This is a genomic window from Colwellia aquaemaris (genome assembly GCF_057548755.1).
On record NZ_BAAJLV010000002.1, the window covers coordinates 338,761 to 357,153 of the forward strand.

Sequence of the window (18,393 nt, forward strand, 5' to 3'; positions counted from 1 at the left end):
TAACTAATTGAATTTATTAGAGCCTTAGCTAGCACATTTGAAATTATATTTATAGTTAGTGTTTATAATTCAGTTGGTTACTATTAATTTTAACTAACTTTACTATTCAGGCAGCACTTTTTATACTTTTTACCGCTATTACATGGACAAGGTTCATTTCGACCGATCTTGTTTCTTCTTTTGTTTTTTGCGTTAAAATCTACATGCTTTTGTGGTTTAGGCAAATGCCTCACAATTTCTCCCATCTTTGCAGAGTATTTCCACTCAAAATCTAATGTAACTCCAAATCTAAAAGAGCCGTCATCAGGTTGGAGACATAAGCCATGCCATTTACTAGCTTTAGAGGTATATTTTCTTTTCTCACAATGATCACCCAGTGATTTTAGTGCTAGCTCTTTAGGGTGAGCATTTGAATGAATGGTAAACCCACAATCCGGCTTATCAAAAAACAATGTCAAATCATGTGTTTTACCGTCCTTTCTGGAAAGTAATGTAATTCTATCAATAGCTTTATTGATATCATGGATGGTGTCGCCACTAAGTGAAAGGAGTAAAAATGCGAAGTCTATTATATTGGTGTTTTCTTTCTGTTCGATCTGTTTAATAACGCGATCTATAGGTGTGCCTTCGTACTCGGTTAAAATGCCCTCAGGAGTATCATTGCCGGGAATGCCTCTTCTACGCACCATCATAGCTAAATCTAAGTCAGCACAAATATCATCTCCTAGCTGCATATAAGATAGGTCATCTTCAATCCAGAGGTTCCTTCTGAGGTGGTAAGACAATACGGTTAGCTCAAAAGAGGCATGTACTTGTTTGTTATATGTTGCCCTACGATTTATATAGCTCAGAAAGTGAAGGGGTCTATCGAGCATTTCAGTTAGTGTATCTAAGAAAAACACATCCATTACATATGGTGGTAGAATTTTTTCAGAGACTTGTGTTTTGAGAAACTGGTTTGATTGAGTAAATAACGCAGGATAATGGTCTGATACCAGACAAGTAATATAAACCTCTTTTAATTTTATCCTCCTTTCTACCAGTGTTCCATCTTCATGCTTTAGAGTGTATTTATCTGGCTCCAGCATGAATTCAGCACAGGAGTAACCTTGGTCATAAGCCGCTTGTACAGCCTTTTCAAAATCATTTTCTAGGTTACTTTTATTACCTTGTCTTGCTTGTAAAGTGAGCTTCTTAGACTTTGCTTGCAACACAATAGCTCTGTCTGCGTATATAACTAAAACATCAACCTCTCCGGCAATGTTGCCATCAGAACCATAAATATTGATGTTCTTAAAAACATTCTTCTCACCAAAAACCTGAGTTAGTCGCTCATAAGCAAAGTCTTCAGTGAAGTCTCCTCTATTTTTTAATGCTGTAGACTTATACTCCGAGTCTTCTAAAAACCAAAAAAATGGTGTCTCATAAAATGCCTCAACTAAGGAGTAATATTGAAGTAATAAGAACTCCTCTTCATTTAACTTAATAATCGGATAAGCGTTAGTTATATTGAAACTGTCGATAGAGTTATAGGTCTCATTTGAACCCGATGCCGTAAAGCTATTCAATACATTCTTAACGGTGTTGAGGTCATGTTTGCAGGCGTTAGCTACTTCTTTATAGGTAAAAGTGAAGGCAGGCAAAAAAGTCCATTCTGACGGATCTTTAGTTACCATTTCTTCCATATTACAGTTTAAATGTTGATTTTGAAGTTCCTCTAAGCAATAAATAACGTCATAAGCCTGCTGGAGCGTGTAGCCCTTCTTCTTTTGAAAGAAATCGCTATCCTTCTCATATTTCTTTAAACAAAGATCTCTGTACTGAAAGTGGAATGCTGACTCACCGCCATAAAAAATAGCTTCGCGTAACATTTCTCCACTACTAATCATTTCTCCCATTTTTTCTGGCTGAAATTGACCATTTTCAAACAGGTTTTCATGAGATGGCATCATAGAGACATGATACTCATGCAAAAGTTTTTCTGCCTCGTCCGCGTATTTTTGCAAATCTTGCTGTTCTGGAATTTTGAAGTCTATTCCATGCTTAAATGCTAATCCGATAAGGGCTGATATTTCTGTTCGAACAAGCCGCTCCATAGAAAACTGCTGCAAAACGTCTTCACTCTCAACGCCTTTATCTACATTGTATGAAAAGGTGTTATCTCTAAAACACAGATAAGCAATGGCATGAACAAAGCCAGATGAAGAGCACAAGTCACTCAGTTCAGTAAAAATAGCAGCTTCGTCTCTAATATCCGTAGCACTCATAATATTCCCTTATTTTTCTTAAACATCTCATTGTTATAACTAAATGATAATATATCTTCCGCTTTATAAATGCGATTAGATAGGTTTAATCTCATTGCAGGACTAGTAGGTTTTGGCATTAACTTGCGTTTACCCTTGTACTCTTTTTTTAAGCTGCGTTCATTGGTTGAACAATAATTGTGGTATATCCTTTTAACTTCCATTAGCTTTGCCATCCATTTTGGATTGTATCCCGAATATGCATTCCATCGCTTTGAATTGGTCCCACTTGTAACGGGCCGTTCATAGTAATTAATGTGTCTTCTTAAAATCTGAAACCAATTATCAACACCATTTAGCGATACAGAGTTTAGTAGTGAAGCAATTTTTTCCGGCTCATAACATTTAATGTCTGTTAACGGCAGAAACCCAGCGAACCTAGATAACATATTTGGACTCACAATCCATTCAGATTTACTGCCTTTAAGCGTAACTCGGTTACTTAACTGCTGGCTCCAAAGTAGATTAAGGCGTTCTTCTTTAGACAAACTAGGAAAATCTTGTTGTAACTCTAAGTCTCTCTTTTTTATCAGCTCAGCAGTGGACTTATCTAATAACTGATTATTACCTGAACGCTCCGTAAAGACTTGAAAAGCTCTCATAGTTCCATCAGCAAGCCAGTCCTGAAAAACACCGGAAATCGCAGTTTTGAACCCAGAGTCGTTATCAGCATACAAGTTAATATGCCAAGCTGTGCGAAGCATTTCTTTTACAACAGCAAAATGTGTCAACATACTATACGTTTGATTTACCAAGAGTCCTTGCGTTGGCATTTGCATTGCAACATCTGCATTTGTTTGACGAGCCATTTCCTCTACTTCAGCTTCATTTAAAACATACTGTGCATACCTACGATAATAACTTTCTTTGTCATTATCTTTTTTCTCTTTATATTCTTTTTTAATGTAATCAGAGTCGCTGGTAAAATCGAAATTTAATGTTGAAGCAAACACATACCCTGAATGGTTATCAACTGTAGAGGTTACAACTAGGGGCGTTGGACGAGGTATATCATGGTCTCCCCAATTTGTTGTATGGTGCAATCGATCTGTACTTAGATTTAAAGTTTTAGTCGCTACAGCGTGATCAATAAGTTGTGAATGATAAGCATCGAAAGCCAAAGCTTGTTCATAGAAAAAATCAATTTTTCCATATATTACTTTGGCTGACATATCTAACTTTTCTTCCTCACGATTGATTATCCCTTTGTTCATGAGGTTAAGAAAGAGAGGTAAGTTTCTATCCCTCATATAGTGACGCTGCTGGGGGTCAAGCTTAACTGAAAACCTTGTATTACATGACTCACACTTAATTCTTTGAGATCCCAAGCGCTGTTCTTCAAGTTCTCGAACTGTCGGCTTTCGGCCTTTAGCAACTGACTTGCTCACTTGCTTTTTGATAACTTCTGTTGGCCTAGTTTTTCCTGATAACGTATATAGTTCAGGGTTACTGAAAATACCTTTACCAACATTTGTACATCGTGGCTTTAATACTGCCGTTCCTTTTCTTACTTCGTATGACTCTGGTATATAGTAATGCCGCTGACCATAAGGAGTGCCGCTATCACCAGTATTTTGGCAAGATGGCTCCTCATATCTATTAATTGCAGCCAATCGCTCTAATTCTTTACCAAAGCTTTGATTATTGATAATTGCAGAGCTTTGACCACATAGCTTACAAGTCAACAGGTACTCATTTTTATTCGTGGTCAGCTTATATCCATTTCTAAGTCCCTTTTTAGGCTTTCCATTTTGATATTTTTCTGGGTTTAAGGCTACAACACCAAAGTTTGCACACTCACTGTTCTTACAAAAATTTTGTTGGATAAATACTCCATCCGATTTACTTTTATATGCCCTAGGAATAGTTAATAGCTTGGGGTCTCGGTGAGGTTTTGATTGAGGAGTTCGTTCTAAAGGGACGATTGTTTCATCTATCAACTTGAAAAATAGCTCTGCACATAAACTAGCGTCTATGAGGGCACCGTGAATTGTACGATGGCTTATATCAATACCGTATCTTTTACATGCATTATCTTGGCTAATATTTTTTTCTGAATTGAATTTGAGTTTGGTTAACTCCATCGCACAAGTAATTTCTGAACATATGTCATTAATTGAAGACGGGTAGTTAATTCGATTTAGTTCACTATTTATAAACTGGATATCAAAAGAAGCATTATAAATAACAAGATGAGCACCTTTTATGAAATTTATGAAGTCTTCTGACACCTCTTTAAAGGTCGGTTTTCCAACTAATTCTTCACCAGAGATTTTGTGAACTTTAAAAGCGCCTTTTGTAGATTTTTTGCCTTCAGGATTAATTTGCGTATGAAACACATGTCCTGTTTGTTTGCCATCTCTATATTCTATGCAGGCTAGGTCGATAATCCTATGACCACCTTTATGCGGATTTAATCCTGTTGTCTCTGTGTCTAAGAAGACATATCTCGTCATAATTCCCCCCATTATTGAGGAATTATAGGTAATCTGACTGATTTTTATAATATGCTTATGAAATTTAAGCACTAATTGTAGGGAAATTACTTGTAATTAAGATGATTTGGTAGGTTTAGGTACTATAAGTAGTTGTTTTATATAGAGTGAGATTACAAAAAGGCCACTGTTGAATACAGTGACCTCCAAGTTCATTCAGTAGCCCGTCAATATTGATGCCTTTTTTATGTTTAATTTTAACCGCTATTCAGCTAAATCGGCATTGTGATAAACGTTTTGTACGTCGTCACAGTCTTCCAGCATATTGATGAATTTCTCAAAGTTTGCCAAATCTTCTTCACCAGATACTTGCGTATATGTTTGTGGTACCCAAGTGATTTCTTCCACTTCTAGTACGTACTCAGGCATAGAGTTGGCAAATTCAGTTTTAATTTTGAAAAACTCAGTATGAGGTGCATGAACCGTAATAATCCCATCTTCTAAATCAACATCTGTAACGTCGATATCAGCCATCATTAAAGTTTCTAGTACAGTTTCTTCGTCATCACCCTTAAAAGCGAAAACAGCTTGATGATCAAACATATGTGAAACCGTACCCGATGAGCCAATTTTTGAATGTGTTTTCGTAAAACACTGGCGCACATCTTTAATTGTACGGTTACCGTTATCGGTTAAACAATCAATAATGACCATACAGTTGCCTGGGCCAAAGCCTTCATAGCGTGCTTCTACGTAGTCTTCACCACCTGTACCTTTGGCTTTTTCAATCGCTTTTTCAATTACATGGGTAGGTACTTGATCTTTCTTCGCTTTTTCAATCAAGCGACGTAAAGATAAGTTAGTATCAGGATCTGGGCTACCATTTTTTGCCACCACGTAAATTTCTTTACCATATTTCGAATAAACTTTAGTTTTTTGGCCCGCTGTTTTAGCCATTGATAATTTACGGTTTTGATATGCTCTGCCCATCTGAATACGTCTCGTTGTTCATGATTAAAATTTCGATGGCTTGATTCTAACGGGTCGAGTCTGCTATTTCTAGTATTTGCCATGACTAAGGTTTTAAAAATATAGAAAGCATGTGATTATTTGATCTAAATTATGACTAAATTGACGGTTATGAAAGAACTGAATGTTATTATTGCCGCTGATATTTTTGGCAAAAGCCAAGAATTAGAGGTGTTATGTGAAAAAATAAAAGTACTGGATGGTGACTCAAGCCGCGTAAAGTTTCATGTTGTTGGACCTTATCAACCGCAGCCTGTTAGCTTTGAATCTGAGCAGCAGGCCTATACATACTTTATGGAACATATTGGTATTAAGCACTATAGTAATAAATTGTTGACCTTGTTAAACGATATTCACGGTCCTAAACTATTAATGGGGTTTAGCGTGGGAGGGAGTGCAATTTGGCAAGCAATGCCCAATTTAATTCACCATGATATTTGTCACGTTATTTGTTTTTATAGTAGTCAAATTCGACATACGAGCGAGCAAGTAGTCACGGTGGCTACGGATTTAATTTTTCCAAAATCTGAGCCATCTTTTTCTGTTGATGACTTAATTGCTAAATTGCAAAATAAGGGCAATGTTAGCATTGAAAAATGCTTATATCAGCATGGCTTTTTAAACAAGCTATCTCCAAATTATAATGCGTGCGGTAGCGATGAATACGTGCAACGAATGAAAGATATTATCAAGCTTGCAAAGGACGCGGTATTGTCCTAGTTACCGAGGCGATAATTAAGATAATTCATTGTTTGCTTGTTTTGTTTTTATTAAACTATGGTGCAATTTTTGAGGCATCTACCCTAAGTTTGATAAATATTAATGTTTTCATAGTTTTTTGTCGGTAAGCTGCTTATTAAACAGGTAACTTACTCTAATTTTATGTACAATAAACTCGTTGTTACATTGTGGTTTGTTTTTCGGGTTTTGGCAGTTATAACAATTATTTCTTGCCGACTATTGTATTCTTAGGTCGCTTTTTTCAATATACAGGGAGTTATTGTTGCGTCGTTTTAGGCTTTTCATTTTTTTAGTTATTTCTTGTCTACATAGTGGCAGTGCTCTCGCTGCAGGCTCGGACGATATTGCTATTTTTTATCCGAATGTTGCAGAGCCTTATAAGACGATTTACCAAGAAATTTTGTCAGGTGTTGAAAGTGCAAAATTAAATGATGAGCAAGTTCGTCAACTTGTTGTTTTCACTTTGGAAAAAGATTTTGATAGTGAGCGAATTAAGCAGCAGCTAAAAAACAAGAAGATTAAAAAAGTTATTGTTTTAGGCCGCTCAGGGCTTAAATTAGCTAGGTTACTGTCAGATGAATTTATCGTCATTTCTGGCGCTTTGCCTATAACGCCCAAAACCATTCCTGGTGTTAGCCTTATTGCTGATCCTCACTACTTATTTAAATATTTAGCGCAAGTTGCAACTAAAGTGACGACAATTCATGTCGCTTATAGCGAGCCTAATAGCTGGCTTATTGAATTAGCAGAAATTGCTGCCAAAAATCAAGGTTATATATTGGACGCTGAAAAAGTTTCTTCGACTAAGCAAGCACTTGCGTATTATCAAATGCTGTTTGAAAAAGCATTAACGCATAAAGACGCAATTTGGCTGCCGCTTGATCGAGTGACATCTCAAGATAAAGTAACTTTACCTTTCATACTGGAAAAAGCTTGGGCACACGACATAGTGGTATTTTCTAGCAAGCCTTCGCATGCAAAGCGTGGCGCGTTATTTTCTATTTATCCTGATAATTTCGGTCTTGGCGGACAGTTATATGAGATGATTAAAAGTGCCGACGGTAAATCAAGTGCTAGGTCATTTTCTACGCTAATATCCATGCTGCTAGCGGTTAATTTACGGACTGCGGCTCATTTAGGGTTTAAATACTCTCAAGAGCAACAAGAAAATTTTCAGTTAACGTTTCCTGAGTAATAATTGATGAAATTTTTTCGCCGCATGCTTAATTCTAATACCAGTTTTAAACAACAGCTATTATTATTATTTTTTGCCAGTGTTGCCGGGTTAACTATGGTGACATCTGCCATAACGGCTTGGCAAACCAGTATTGAACTGAGGGAATCAACGTTAAAAGCAGGCTTACAAATTTCGGAAAATTTGGCTGACAGGGCCGTTTTAGCTTTGCTAACTGCCAGTGAAGAAAATGCCCGAGACGCCGTAGAAAATGCTCTTGGTTTTGAGTCTGTCGATAGTATTTCTGTATTTAAAGAAGACGGTACTATTTTGATACACAACTCAAAAGTTCAACAAAATGTGCCGCAACTAAATTTGACACCAGAGCTAACGTCATTGCAACTCTATCAAGAATCTGAATCAAGCTGGACATTTTTTGCTCCCGTAACTTATCTTGAGGAAGTTGATGATGCTGTAATAATAGAACCCGAACCGATGGAAAATGAAGCGTTAACCGTTGGTTATGTGCTAGTAGAATACAATAAAAAGGCGCTTCACACTATTCAACGCAATATTATTGTTAATAACTTGCTCATTGCTTTTGTTTTTGTATTACTACTTTCATTACTCATTTTGTGGATTGTGAACCGTTTAACAACTCCTTTGTTAAGGTTGTCGCAAACCATGGCACAAGCTAGGGATTCCGGGCATTATACTAATGCTAGTGTTTTTGGGCCGATAGAAGTTAGGCAAATGGCGAGTGTGTACAACGAAATGATGACAAAGTTAGGTGAGCAAAATTTAGCATTGGAAAAAAACCGTGATAATTTAGAAACTGAAGTTTCATTTCGTACTCAAGAGTTAGTTGTAGCGCGTGATGCTGCCTTAACTGCCAGCCGCCTAAAGTCAGAATTTTTAGCCAATATAAGTCACGAGCTGCGCACACCACTGCAAGCTATTATTGGCTACACCGATTTAGTTCGAGAGGATTTAGAGCTTGAATGCATGGATGCTCAAGCTGAAGACTTAAGTAAAAGCATTCGAAGTGCGCATGCTTTATTGGAATTGATAAACAATATTTTAGATTTGGCGAAAATTGAGTCTGGCAAAATGGATTTAAATTTAAAATCTGTTGATGTCAAACATTTAGTCGATGAGGCTATTGAAACTATTCAACCTATGGCAGATGCCAATGAAAATAAATTGCAAATTCGAAACCGTGTTACTCAAGCTACTATTAATTTAGATAGACAAAAAGTCATGCAAATCATGCTGAATCTCTTGAGTAATGCTTGTAAATTTACAGCAAAAGGGCTCATAACATTTAGTATTTATAATGATGATAGTAACCTTTATTTATGCATTGCTGACTCCGGTGTAGGAATTCCAAAAGACAAATTGCAGTTTATTTTTGATAAGTTTACTCAAATTGACGGTAGCCAAACACGTAAGTTTGAAGGTACCGGGTTGGGAATGGCGATAACTCAAAAGTTTTGCCAACTTATGCAGGGGGAGATGACAATTGACAGTGAGTTAAATGTTGGTACGACCGTTAAGGTGATAATTCCAATTACCCTGTAGCGGCTAATATTAGCTCGATATTTTTATTGAAAAAAACTAATGATTCACTACACTTAACAAAAATTATTTCAATTTTTTCGCAGTTAATAATAAACAAAGGTGGTTTACATGCAATTTGCCCGAAAGGTTCTCAATTCTTTAATTGTGTTAGCTTTGTCGAGCACCACCTATCAAACTTTCGCTTTTAATTATGAATATGATGAACTTGAAGAGTCATTAGCCGACTTTTACGGTGACGAAGAATTTATTTCATTAGCCACAGGTAGTAAAAAACTCATCAAAACAGCGCCTTCTGTTGCAACCGTTATTACTGCTGAAGATATTAGCAACATGGGGGCAAGAAACCTTTCCGAAGTTCTTGATACAGTACCAGGTTTGCACGTATCAAAAAGTGGTCAAAATATGGCGCCTGAGTTTTGGTTTCGAGGTATTTCAACCACATTTACTCCCCAAACTTTATTTATGGTAAATGGTACTTCAACAAAAAGTGTGGTTCGAGGTGACAATCATACCGTGTGGGGGGAATATCCAATCCATGCTATTGAACGTATTGAAGTCATTCGCGGCCCAGGCTCTGCCTTGTATGGCGCCGATGCTTTTTCTGGCGTTATTAACATAATTACTAAAAAGTTTGATAAAAACCGCAAAAATGAATTCGGCGCGAAAAGTGGTAGCTTTGATACCATGAACGCTTGGTTTAATGGTCAAGTAGAAATAGCCGATTGGAAAATTGCCGCTAATTTTGAGTTTTTAAGCAGCGACGGTTATCGTGGAAAAATAACCGCTGACGCACAAAGTGCGATTGATCAATTTACTGAAGAAGCAATCTCTCAAGCCCCTGGATATCTAAGTGTTGGATTTGATGCTCTAGATATTTGGCTAACGGCAGAAAATGAATTATTTAACATTGATTTAGGTTTTCAAGAACGAGGGGATGTTGGCTCTGGTCAGGGGCCCACGGAAGTCTTAGATTCCAATGGAAAGTTTGGTGGTTATAAGAAAATTGTTAACTTTATTGTCAAAGAATTTTCAATAGGTAAAGGGCTCTTTTTGGGGGGGAATTTAAGTTACTATGGTTCGAATCAAAAAATTGAGAATGATCTAATTCTCTTTCCAAAAGGTGCGTTTAATGGCGCTTTTCCGGATGGCTTAATTGGCAATCCCGGTTGGGAAGAGGAAACCACTCATGTTGAACTTAATGCTAAATATGTTGGCTTTGATAATACAGAACTTAGCGTGGGAACAGGTTATGAGCGGCAAAATCTATATCAAGTTACAGAGAGCAAGAATTTTTTTGCTGACTTTAGCCCTAGACCAAACGGCGTTGTAGATGTTTCTGATACAGATGAAGTGTTTATGCCGGAAGCGGATAGAGAAAGTTACTTCGTGTATATGCAAGGAGTAATGCAATTAGCACCCGATTGGGAATTAACTGCGGGGGCGCGCTTTGATGATTACACCGATATTGGCTCGACAACGAATCCAAGGTTTGCTCTAGTTTGGTCTACAAGCTTGAATTTAACGACTAAGTTTCTTTATGGGCGAGCATTTCGCGCACCATCGTTTGCCGAGCTATTAACCTTAAACAATCCTGTTGCGTTAGGAAACGCTGATTTATCGCCAGAGATTATTGATACCGTCGAGTTGGCATTTAACTACCGTTATTCACCTGAATTATCATTTGATTTCAATATTTATAAATATGAAATAGAAGACTTAATCACTTTTGTGCAAAATGGCAATACAGGTACGGCAACCGCGCAAAACCAAGGGCAAAGAACTGGACAAGGTTTTGAGGCAAGCACTGTGTATCATTACAGTGAGGATTTAACATTACACGGTAATATTGCATACGTGAAAGCCGAGGATGATATTGTGAATAGCAATGTTGGTGAACACCCTAGTTTGCAAGCGTACGTTCGCAGTGAATGGAATGTTACGGAGCGCTTTCAAATAACGAGTCAACTCAGTTATATTGCAAATCGGTCACGCGTACCTGGCGACCTGCGCGCAGAGTTGGATGACTATTTATTGTTTAATGTTATGGGTAAATATCAATTTCCAGTTAATGGTGTGGCATTAGCGCTTACTATTACCAATTTATTTAATGAAGATATTCGAGAACCTAGCTCGGCTAATGTAACTGCCGGTCAAATAAACATACCTTATGATTTACCCCAAGCTGAGCGTAGTGCTTACTTATCGATTAGCAAATCATTCTAGTATAAATTAAAAACTTCGAATAATTAAAAATATAGCTTCAAGACAAATAATATAAAGTGACTTGAAGCTATGATTTATGATTGCGCTTAAATTCGTTTATCTTGGATAACTAAATTTACGCTCAAGTTTATTCCCACTTCCTTTTTTTAACACCATGATATGAAATTCTATTGCAGCGAATGGGCAAGAAACTTCCTTCAGGGTTTTCTTTAGCCTCAATAAAGCAAGGAGGCATGCCAGCAATAAATGCAGGAGTCATTAAGAGATGGAATTCTTCAGATGTAAAACCTAAATCAGCACAAAGTGCGCAGTAAACGGCAGCAACATTCATGCTTAACCCTTTTGATTTTTCCATATATTTAGCAAGCTTTAGTGCTATCATTAAATGCTTACCTTCAGCAAGCCCTAGTTCTTGAGCAAAATTTAATACATGAGGAATACGCTCATCCGAGCTAGCTAAAGGTCTACCATAACCATAAATAACCTTATGCTCTTTGAGCTCATGTTCAACAAAGCTAGTAAAGGGGATTTTCTGCTCTAAAGCCTTTTTAGCTCGTTGAAAAAAATCGATACCAACTTTAAATGGCCTACCACCATAGATTTTTGCCTCGCATACTGTCATGCCAATACTCAAGGCAAGTGAAGCGGTACTTCTAGATGAGGCTGCTAACGCCGTGATATGGTTGGGCCAAATAGCTTTGTCGGGATAGCTGGTGCTTACCCAAATAAAGTTTAATAACTTTAATTCATTTTCAGTAAATTCTCGGCCAGTAATACCAAAAGCAAAAAGTTCTAGCCACTGGCTATCTTTAAGTTGGTGATGTAGGTCTTTGCCTCGATAGACAACCCGCTCTCCTAAAAAGCCTTTGCCCATTCGGGTGACTATAGTGTCTTCGTGTTTTAACTTGTTATTAATGCTCATAAATCAACTCCCTCAATTGTTGGCGTGCCTAAAGGACCCGGATCGTCCGTTAAAGTAGTGTTTTGGCCAAAAAATGGAAACTTCTTCCAACCTAAGCTTTCTTGCTCTAAAGCGTGAATCGCTGCTCCAGGTAAACGTAAAATGAGGTACAGCATTTCAGCTTTTTTGGCTGATAAACCTAGATCAAAGATGGCACTTGCAATTACTCCAGTCATAGCCAGTGGGTAATTAAACATTGCTTCAAATTCGGTCCTATTTTTCTGTAACCAATGTATGGCACCATTGGGGTGAAGTTCCGCGAGATAGTTTAGCGACTGCACTATGGTGGTAGGGCAGGTGTTGCCATTGGGATCAAAACCAGGGGCATGTTCATATTCAGGCCAGATATCGATGCGCTTATCTGCTTGATTTGGAGCGCTTAGAAAAGCTTTCCAAGCGTTCAGATCTAAGCCTAATTTGTGCCACTGATCAACGAGTGTAAAAACCTCTCTTGCACCGCCATATTGGCCCGCACCGACTCCTAATGCGGCAATAAGTGACGCCGCTGCTGTTGACCCTCCGACACCAGCGTTCATGGCAGCACGAATACTTTCATCACGCATGCCTGGGTTAGCAATAGTGATGGCAATTTTTTCTAATAACCTTGCTTGAGAACTGGTTGGGCGCTCGCCAGTAAAGAGTAAAAACCAGTATTCACTTAGGCTTGCTCTGGGTAAAACTTCGTTATAGATATTATAGCCATAGCAATAGCTATTTTTTGCTGCGAATGGGTTGTTTTGCTCAGGTTCTTCAAACCAAATACTGGATTGATAATTAGGCTTATTGACTTTGTTTGCTGAAGACATGGCTTATCCTCCTGGAGTTGCTGATTGATTTGCTAAACCTTTTACACGTTGCCCCATTGGTGGGATTTCACTTGCATCAATGTGTAAATCGATCATGGTAGGGGCCTGTTTATTGCCAAGGCGCTGCCAATTAATATTCATAAGCTCATCAATGGTTTTTATTTGAATTCCTTCAATTCCCATAGCTTCTGCCATTTTTGCGTAATTAATGGTTGGTAAGGCAAAACCGACTTGTTCCGCGCCTCCTAGCTTTTGGCCATGTTTGACCATGCCAAGTGCACTGTCATTGAATATTACGTAAATTACGGGTAGTTGATGCTGTAAAGCAACGGTAATTTCTTGTCCTGCCATTAAGTAACTACCGTCACCTGTAATGCACACACTCGGTTTACGGCTACCAATACAGTTACCAACCGCTGCACCTATTGCCCAGCCCATTGAGCCAAACCCCATTGCAATATGGTAATGACCTAATGTATTACTACTTTGATGGTAGTGAGTGAACCAAGCCCAAACATTACCGGCATCAAAATGTAAGCGGTAGTCTTGTGGAATATGCTTAGTGAACTCAGCAACAATCCGTTGAGGTTTTAGTGGCTCCGCATCGGAATAACAGCTTTGTGGTGAGTTCAAGGTAACTTGCGGGCCACAAATAGCTCTTTTATCTAAAAAGTGTTGCTTTGATGTTAGTGGTGAACCCCAGGTTTTTCCCCACTTAACTCCTTGTTTTATATTATCATTTAACTGTTTAAAGATGCCATTTAGATCACCGCAAACATGATGTCTCGCCATCGAGGTTCTGGAAAAATGTTCATGGTTCTCATCGATATGTACTAGTTTCTCGCTCAATAGTGTTTCATTCCAGCCATTCGTTCCTAATTCTGAAATTTGTGCACCTATTGCGATAATAGTATCGACAGAGCTATCTTGTAACGCTTTTTCTGCACTTTCGTGGCCAGCAAAACCGAACACACCATAATATTGAGGATGAAAACAATCAATCCAACGCTTTGCTGCTGGCCCTGTCGTAATAGCTGCATTGGTTAGCTCGGCAAATTCTACTATGGCATCAATAGCTTTACCGCAATCACGTCCTAAAAATAAGCTAATACGCTTGGCGTTACTGAGGATGTTAACTAGTTTTTCAATGGCAATATCGTCAATAAGGCTAACTTCGTTGACTAACTTATTGGGGTTTAAAGTTGGTAATTTAGCCGCTTGTTCCCTGAGGATGTCTGATGGGATGCTAATGTGTGCCGGACCACTAGGTACTCTAAACGCGGCCATAATGGCAGCGACAAGTTTAGTGTTAATTTGCTCGCCATGGGAAATTAAGGTGTTATAGCTGCAGCAATAGCGAAAAATACCTACAGTATCTATTGCTGTACAAGATGATTCTTGTAAGGCATTTTTACCAAATTTAGGTAAGGGGGTTTGCGCGGTAATTACCAATATTGGAATATTATCAGAGTAGGCAGAAGCAACACCAGTTAACAAGTTTGTGCTACCTGGCCCTGTTGTTGCACAACATACTCCAAGCTTTCCTGTTTCTCTGGCATACCCTTCTGCCATAAATGCGGCACCGGATTCATGCCTTGCTACAACAATTTTGGGGCCACCACTGGATTGGTTTCTAGCAATGGCGTTATATAGTGGTTCTATTGCGCCGCCCGGTACTCCAAAAATATAGTCAACCTTAAGTATTTTTAGATAGGCGATGATTACATCAGCGTTGTCCCAGCTGACATGGGTGGGTGTGCTATCAAGCAAATTGCTGTCAAGCGAAAATGACTGAGTCATAGTTTTTCCTCTCTTTTCACTAAGTTGGATAATCCAACGGGAGCTAGAGTTTAGGGAGAAAGTCAGTCAAATTGTATGATTTAAATTAACTCTTTGAATGGTGTTTTTGATTCATTTACAATTGCACAGTGCTCAATAGGAGTTGGCTTGCCTAAGTGATAACCTTGGGCATAATTTACGCCTATTTCTTGTAAAATTAATAAGGTTTCCTCGTTTTCTACAAATTCTGCGACTGTCTTTTTACCTAAAGCTGAGGCTACTTCGTAAATTGCTTTAACAAGCGCGAGATCTACAGTATTTGATGCTAAATCAACAACAAAAGAACCATCAATTTTTACCGATTGGGCGGGGATTTGTTTTAAATAGTCAAAGGTACTAAAACCAGTACCGAAGTCGTCAATTGAGAATTCGCAACCCAATTCACCGATTTGCGAGATTATTTTTTTAGTTTCACCTATGTTACTTAAACTGGCACTTTCAGTTAATTCAAAAATAATACGGTCAGCAGCAACATTATTGCTAGATAGCGCCTCTTGAATAATAGGTACAAGGCGTTCATCACTGAAACCTTGAGCAGATAAGTTAATCGCAATTTTATGAAGCTCTGGATGTGCGGCTAGGTACTTAATAGCCTTTGCAATAACTTGCCTATCAAGCAGTTTCATACCTCCTTCACGTTCTAAAGCTGGAATAAATTCACCTGGCGGTACTATTTTTCCATCTAACTCTAACCTAACCAGTGCCTCGTAGTAGGCTGTTTCTCGAGATGATATTTCAACAACAGGTTGAAAATACAAAACAAGGTTATCATCAGCAACTGCCTGATGTAATTTTCTAACCCACTCCAAACTCATTTGTAGTTCTTTGCTATGAATATCGTCTTGGTCGTAAATATGGGCCATATTTCGGCCTTGTTTCTTAGCGGCATATAAGGCTATATCTGCTTGCTTCATGTATTCTTCGGCATTTTCTTCAACACCGTTAATTTCTGATATACCTATAGAGCAATTGACTTTGAAGGTTTCACCTTCAATTTTACAATAATACTCATCTAGTAGTTTACAAATATTGTCGGCAAGTTTTAGCGCAATTGTTTGATTGGTGTTTGGCAGGAGAATGGCAAATTCGTCGCCGCCAATACGAGCAAAAAAGTCTGCTTTGCGCAGCCTATTACTAATAAGTTTAGCAATGTTTCTTAATACGCTATCGCCATGGTGGTGGCCAGCAGTATCGTTAATAACCTTAAAATGATCTAAGTCTAAATAAAGTAGTGCGTGCGGGCCAGTGCCTCGCATTGCTGTGGCTGAATATTGCCCCAATTCTACTTCAAAGTAATGACGATTATATAAACCTGTTAAGCCATCGTGCATCGCCAAATACTCTAAATCGCTCTGTGCTTTTTTACGTGAGGTTATATCGTCAATAGTGCCAGATATGCTATAGCTTTTTTGGTCGTTACATAAAGTTAACTCTAAGCGAGCTTCTACCCACAAATCTTCATTAACACTATTTTTCAATTTAAATTCACAATGTAGAGAATTGACTTGTCCGGTTAAAATAGGTTGTAACTGTTCTGCGCTATTAAAATTCGAAAACTCCGAAGGTTCGATGTAATCAGTTAAAGCCATTTGAATTGACTCATCGATAGCAAACCCTGTTAATTTTTCCCAAGCCTTGTTTAAAAAAGTTATTTTACCTAAAGTGTCGAGCTCGATTACGACGCTACCTAATTGATCAAGCAACAATTGGTGAGCATCAAGAATTTGTTTATATTCCGATTGACTTTGACGTAAAGACTCAACTTTATTAGCAAACTGTTGATTACTGATCATAAAGTCTTCACGGCGAGTTGCGGTTTCACAAACTCGGCGTAATTGCTCTGCGCGAAATGGTTTTGTTACAAAATCTGCAGCGCCGTTTAGCATAAGTTCTTCTGCTAACTCCATGGTATGGTTAGCGGTCATAATAACCACTGACTGGTCGGGTTTCTCCTGCATAATTTGTTCTAGCACTTGGTTGCCTGACAGCCCAGGTAACATAACGTCTAACAATACTAAGGAATAATTATTTTCTCGCCATAGCCTCAACCCTGCTTCGCCATCAGCGGCACTATCAATAGTGAAACGGCTTGACAGAATTCGGTTTACTAAATGTCGGGTGTCGGGGTTGTCTTCCACGACTAAAATGGAGCTTTTAGCCATATCTTCTAATGAGCTCATTTTGTTTTCATTAACGATATTAAGGAGTTTTTCGTGCTCTTTATATTGCACTAGTTTATTAATGCCAAATTCTCTGGCAGTGGTGCTGGCTATATGCTCACACCAAGTATTAGCGACAATGACAAAAGGTGTTTCTGCAGAGCATTTTAGAACGCCTGAACGGATCATACGTGCCAATCGCCAGCCGTCGAAGTCGTCTAAATGAATGTTACTAATGACAAAATCTATGGGTTCATGCTTTAGCACTTTAATGGCGTCTTTGACTTTTGAAGCGGCTACGATTTTATATGGTGTACCATCGGTTAACAGCTGCTTTAAAACCTGCAATTGTTCTAAGTCAGTGTTTAACAGTAATAATTGCTTCGATATTACGGGAGAAGTCATAGAGCCTCATCCATGAATGGCGGTAAAATAAATATCTTAAAAAATAATTATATATCATTATAGCAGGTATAAAAGCTAGTAAATGTCATTGATTGTAATCGAGAAATTTACAGGCTAATAATTCAGTGAATATTTATTGAACAGCTATTAAGGCTTAGTGTGATTCAAATTGACTAAAATGTAGGAAACATGTCGACATATTTTTTGCGAGTTGGTGCCATTTATTGTTAGTTGATATATTTAATTCAGCACGATGTGTATGATTTACAGTGAAAGTGAACTAGTAAAATAACAGGATGCTCTATGCAAAACGTAATAAAAATAAAAGTGGCGGTACAAAGGTAATAACATTAGCTGAAAGTTCTGAAATTACAGCGGAGGGCCTTTTTCTCTCCGGTACAAAGAGAGAAAAGTATTGAAAAATATCAGCAGTTTCTAGCGAGCGAACTCACTATGATTATTATTGTTGAACAAGATATTAGGATTTGTATAAGTGGCAAAGCGTTATTCGATAAAGTATAACATCCACATAGCAAGTTGTTGGCCTATACAGGCGATGAACATGGTTATCCTTTATTAGATAAAGATCCAAGTTTAGCAGAAAATATTGTTGATTGGTTTGCATTACAATTACAACAATAACCTTTCAATAGTATGAAATGTAAGCTTTTATTGGAAATGGCAGCTTATATTAAACACTAAATTAAGCTTAAACTTTCATTCTTTCCTTCCTC

The 18,393-nt window shown here is 38.0% G+C and carries 11 protein-coding genes; 4 read left to right on the forward strand and 7 right to left on the reverse strand.

Annotated elements, in window-relative coordinates:
• Nucleotides 1–89: 89 nt before the first annotated feature.
• From AC27HL_RS07850 to AC27HL_RS07860, 3 genes are all read right to left on the reverse strand, one after another.
• Nucleotides 90–2,267, reverse strand: coding sequence for a YecA family protein (locus AC27HL_RS07850; protein WP_487080406.1), 2,178 nt, complete (start codon nt 2,265–2,267; stop codon nt 90–92).
• The gene (locus tag AC27HL_RS07855; RefSeq protein ID WP_487080407.1) at nt 2,264–4,762 is read right to left on the reverse strand and encodes an exonuclease domain-containing protein; all 2,499 of its coding nucleotides are present in this window, start codon (nt 4,760–4,762) and stop codon (nt 2,264–2,266) included. Before AC27HL_RS07855 ends, AC27HL_RS07850 begins: the two co-directional genes overlap by 4 nt.
• Before the next feature lie 243 nt (nt 4,763–5,005).
• Nucleotides 5,006–5,731 (reverse strand): YebC/PmpR family DNA-binding transcriptional regulator, encoded by a 726-nt coding sequence (locus AC27HL_RS07860; protein ID WP_487080409.1) that lies wholly within the window; start codon nt 5,729–5,731, stop codon nt 5,006–5,008.
• Nucleotides 5,732–5,863: 132 nt separating this feature from the next.
• On the opposite strand from AC27HL_RS07860, the gene AC27HL_RS07865 reads away from it, so the two are divergent.
• From AC27HL_RS07865 to AC27HL_RS07880, 4 genes are all read left to right on the forward strand, one after another.
• Nucleotides 5,864–6,490 carry a hypothetical protein gene (locus AC27HL_RS07865; protein WP_487080411.1) on the forward strand — a complete coding sequence of 209 codons (627 nt, stop codon included), beginning with the start codon at nt 5,864–5,866 and terminating at the stop codon, nt 6,488–6,490.
• Nucleotides 6,491–6,773: 283 nt separating this feature from the next.
• Nucleotides 6,774–7,706: a hypothetical protein gene (locus tag AC27HL_RS07870; RefSeq protein ID WP_487080413.1), complete on the forward strand. Its 933-nt coding sequence runs from the start codon at nt 6,774–6,776 to the stop codon at nt 7,704–7,706.
• A gap of 6 nt (nt 7,707–7,712) precedes the next feature.
• On the forward strand, nt 7,713–9,266 hold the full coding sequence (locus AC27HL_RS07875; RefSeq protein WP_487080415.1) for a sensor histidine kinase: 1,554 nt from the start codon (nt 7,713–7,715) through the stop codon (nt 9,264–9,266).
• Nucleotides 9,267–9,374: 108 nt separating this feature from the next.
• On the forward strand, nt 9,375–11,489 hold the full coding sequence (locus AC27HL_RS07880; RefSeq protein ID WP_487080417.1) for a TonB-dependent receptor plug domain-containing protein: 2,115 nt from the start codon (nt 9,375–9,377) through the stop codon (nt 11,487–11,489).
• 127 nt (nt 11,490–11,616) lie between these two features.
• On the opposite strand, the gene AC27HL_RS07885 is transcribed toward AC27HL_RS07880, so the two are convergent.
• From AC27HL_RS07885 to AC27HL_RS07900, 4 genes are all read right to left on the reverse strand, one after another.
• Entirely contained in the window at nt 11,617–12,411 is a 795-nt protein-coding gene (locus tag AC27HL_RS07885) for a citrate/2-methylcitrate synthase (protein ID WP_487080419.1), read from the reverse strand.
• Nucleotides 12,408–13,256 (reverse strand): citrate synthase family protein, encoded by an 849-nt coding sequence (locus AC27HL_RS07890; RefSeq protein WP_487080421.1) that lies wholly within the window; start codon nt 13,254–13,256, stop codon nt 12,408–12,410. Before AC27HL_RS07890 ends, AC27HL_RS07885 begins: the two co-directional genes overlap by 4 nt.
• Before the next feature lie 3 nt (nt 13,257–13,259).
• Nucleotides 13,260–15,056, reverse strand: coding sequence for a thiamine pyrophosphate-binding protein (locus AC27HL_RS07895; RefSeq protein ID WP_487080423.1), 1,797 nt, complete (start codon nt 15,054–15,056; stop codon nt 13,260–13,262).
• An 80-nt stretch (nt 15,057–15,136) separates the two neighbouring features.
• A complete protein-coding gene (locus tag AC27HL_RS07900) occupies nt 15,137–17,659 on the reverse strand; it encodes an EAL domain-containing response regulator (RefSeq protein ID WP_487080425.1) in 2,523 nt (840 codons plus the stop codon).
• Nucleotides 17,660–18,393: the final 734 nt, after the last annotated feature.

Coding starts and splice junctions, on each gene's coding strand:
- AC27HL_RS07850 (WP_487080406.1), bottom strand. CDS start 2,267: ATGAGTGCTACGGATATTAGAGACGAAGCTGCTATTTTTACTGAACTG.
- AC27HL_RS07855 (WP_487080407.1), bottom strand. CDS start 4,762: ATGACGAGATATGTCTTCTTAGACACAGAGACAACAGGATTAAATCCG.
- AC27HL_RS07860 (WP_487080409.1), bottom strand. CDS start 5,731: ATGGGCAGAGCATATCAAAACCGTAAATTATCAATGGCTAAAACAGCG.
- AC27HL_RS07865 (WP_487080411.1), top strand. CDS start 5,864: ATGACTAAATTGACGGTTATGAAAGAACTGAATGTTATTATTGCCGCT.
- AC27HL_RS07875 (WP_487080415.1), top strand. CDS start 7,713: ATGAAATTTTTTCGCCGCATGCTTAATTCTAATACCAGTTTTAAACAA.
- AC27HL_RS07880 (WP_487080417.1), top strand. CDS start 9,375: ATGCAATTTGCCCGAAAGGTTCTCAATTCTTTAATTGTGTTAGCTTTG.
- AC27HL_RS07885 (WP_487080419.1), bottom strand. CDS start 12,411: ATGAGCATTAATAACAAGTTAAAACACGAAGACACTATAGTCACCCGA.
- AC27HL_RS07890 (WP_487080421.1), bottom strand. CDS start 13,256: ATGTCTTCAGCAAACAAAGTCAATAAGCCTAATTATCAATCCAGTATT.
- AC27HL_RS07895 (WP_487080423.1), bottom strand. CDS start 15,056: ATGACTCAGTCATTTTCGCTTGACAGCAATTTGCTTGATAGCACACCC.
- AC27HL_RS07900 (WP_487080425.1), bottom strand. CDS start 17,659: ATGACTTCTCCCGTAATATCGAAGCAATTATTACTGTTAAACACTGAC.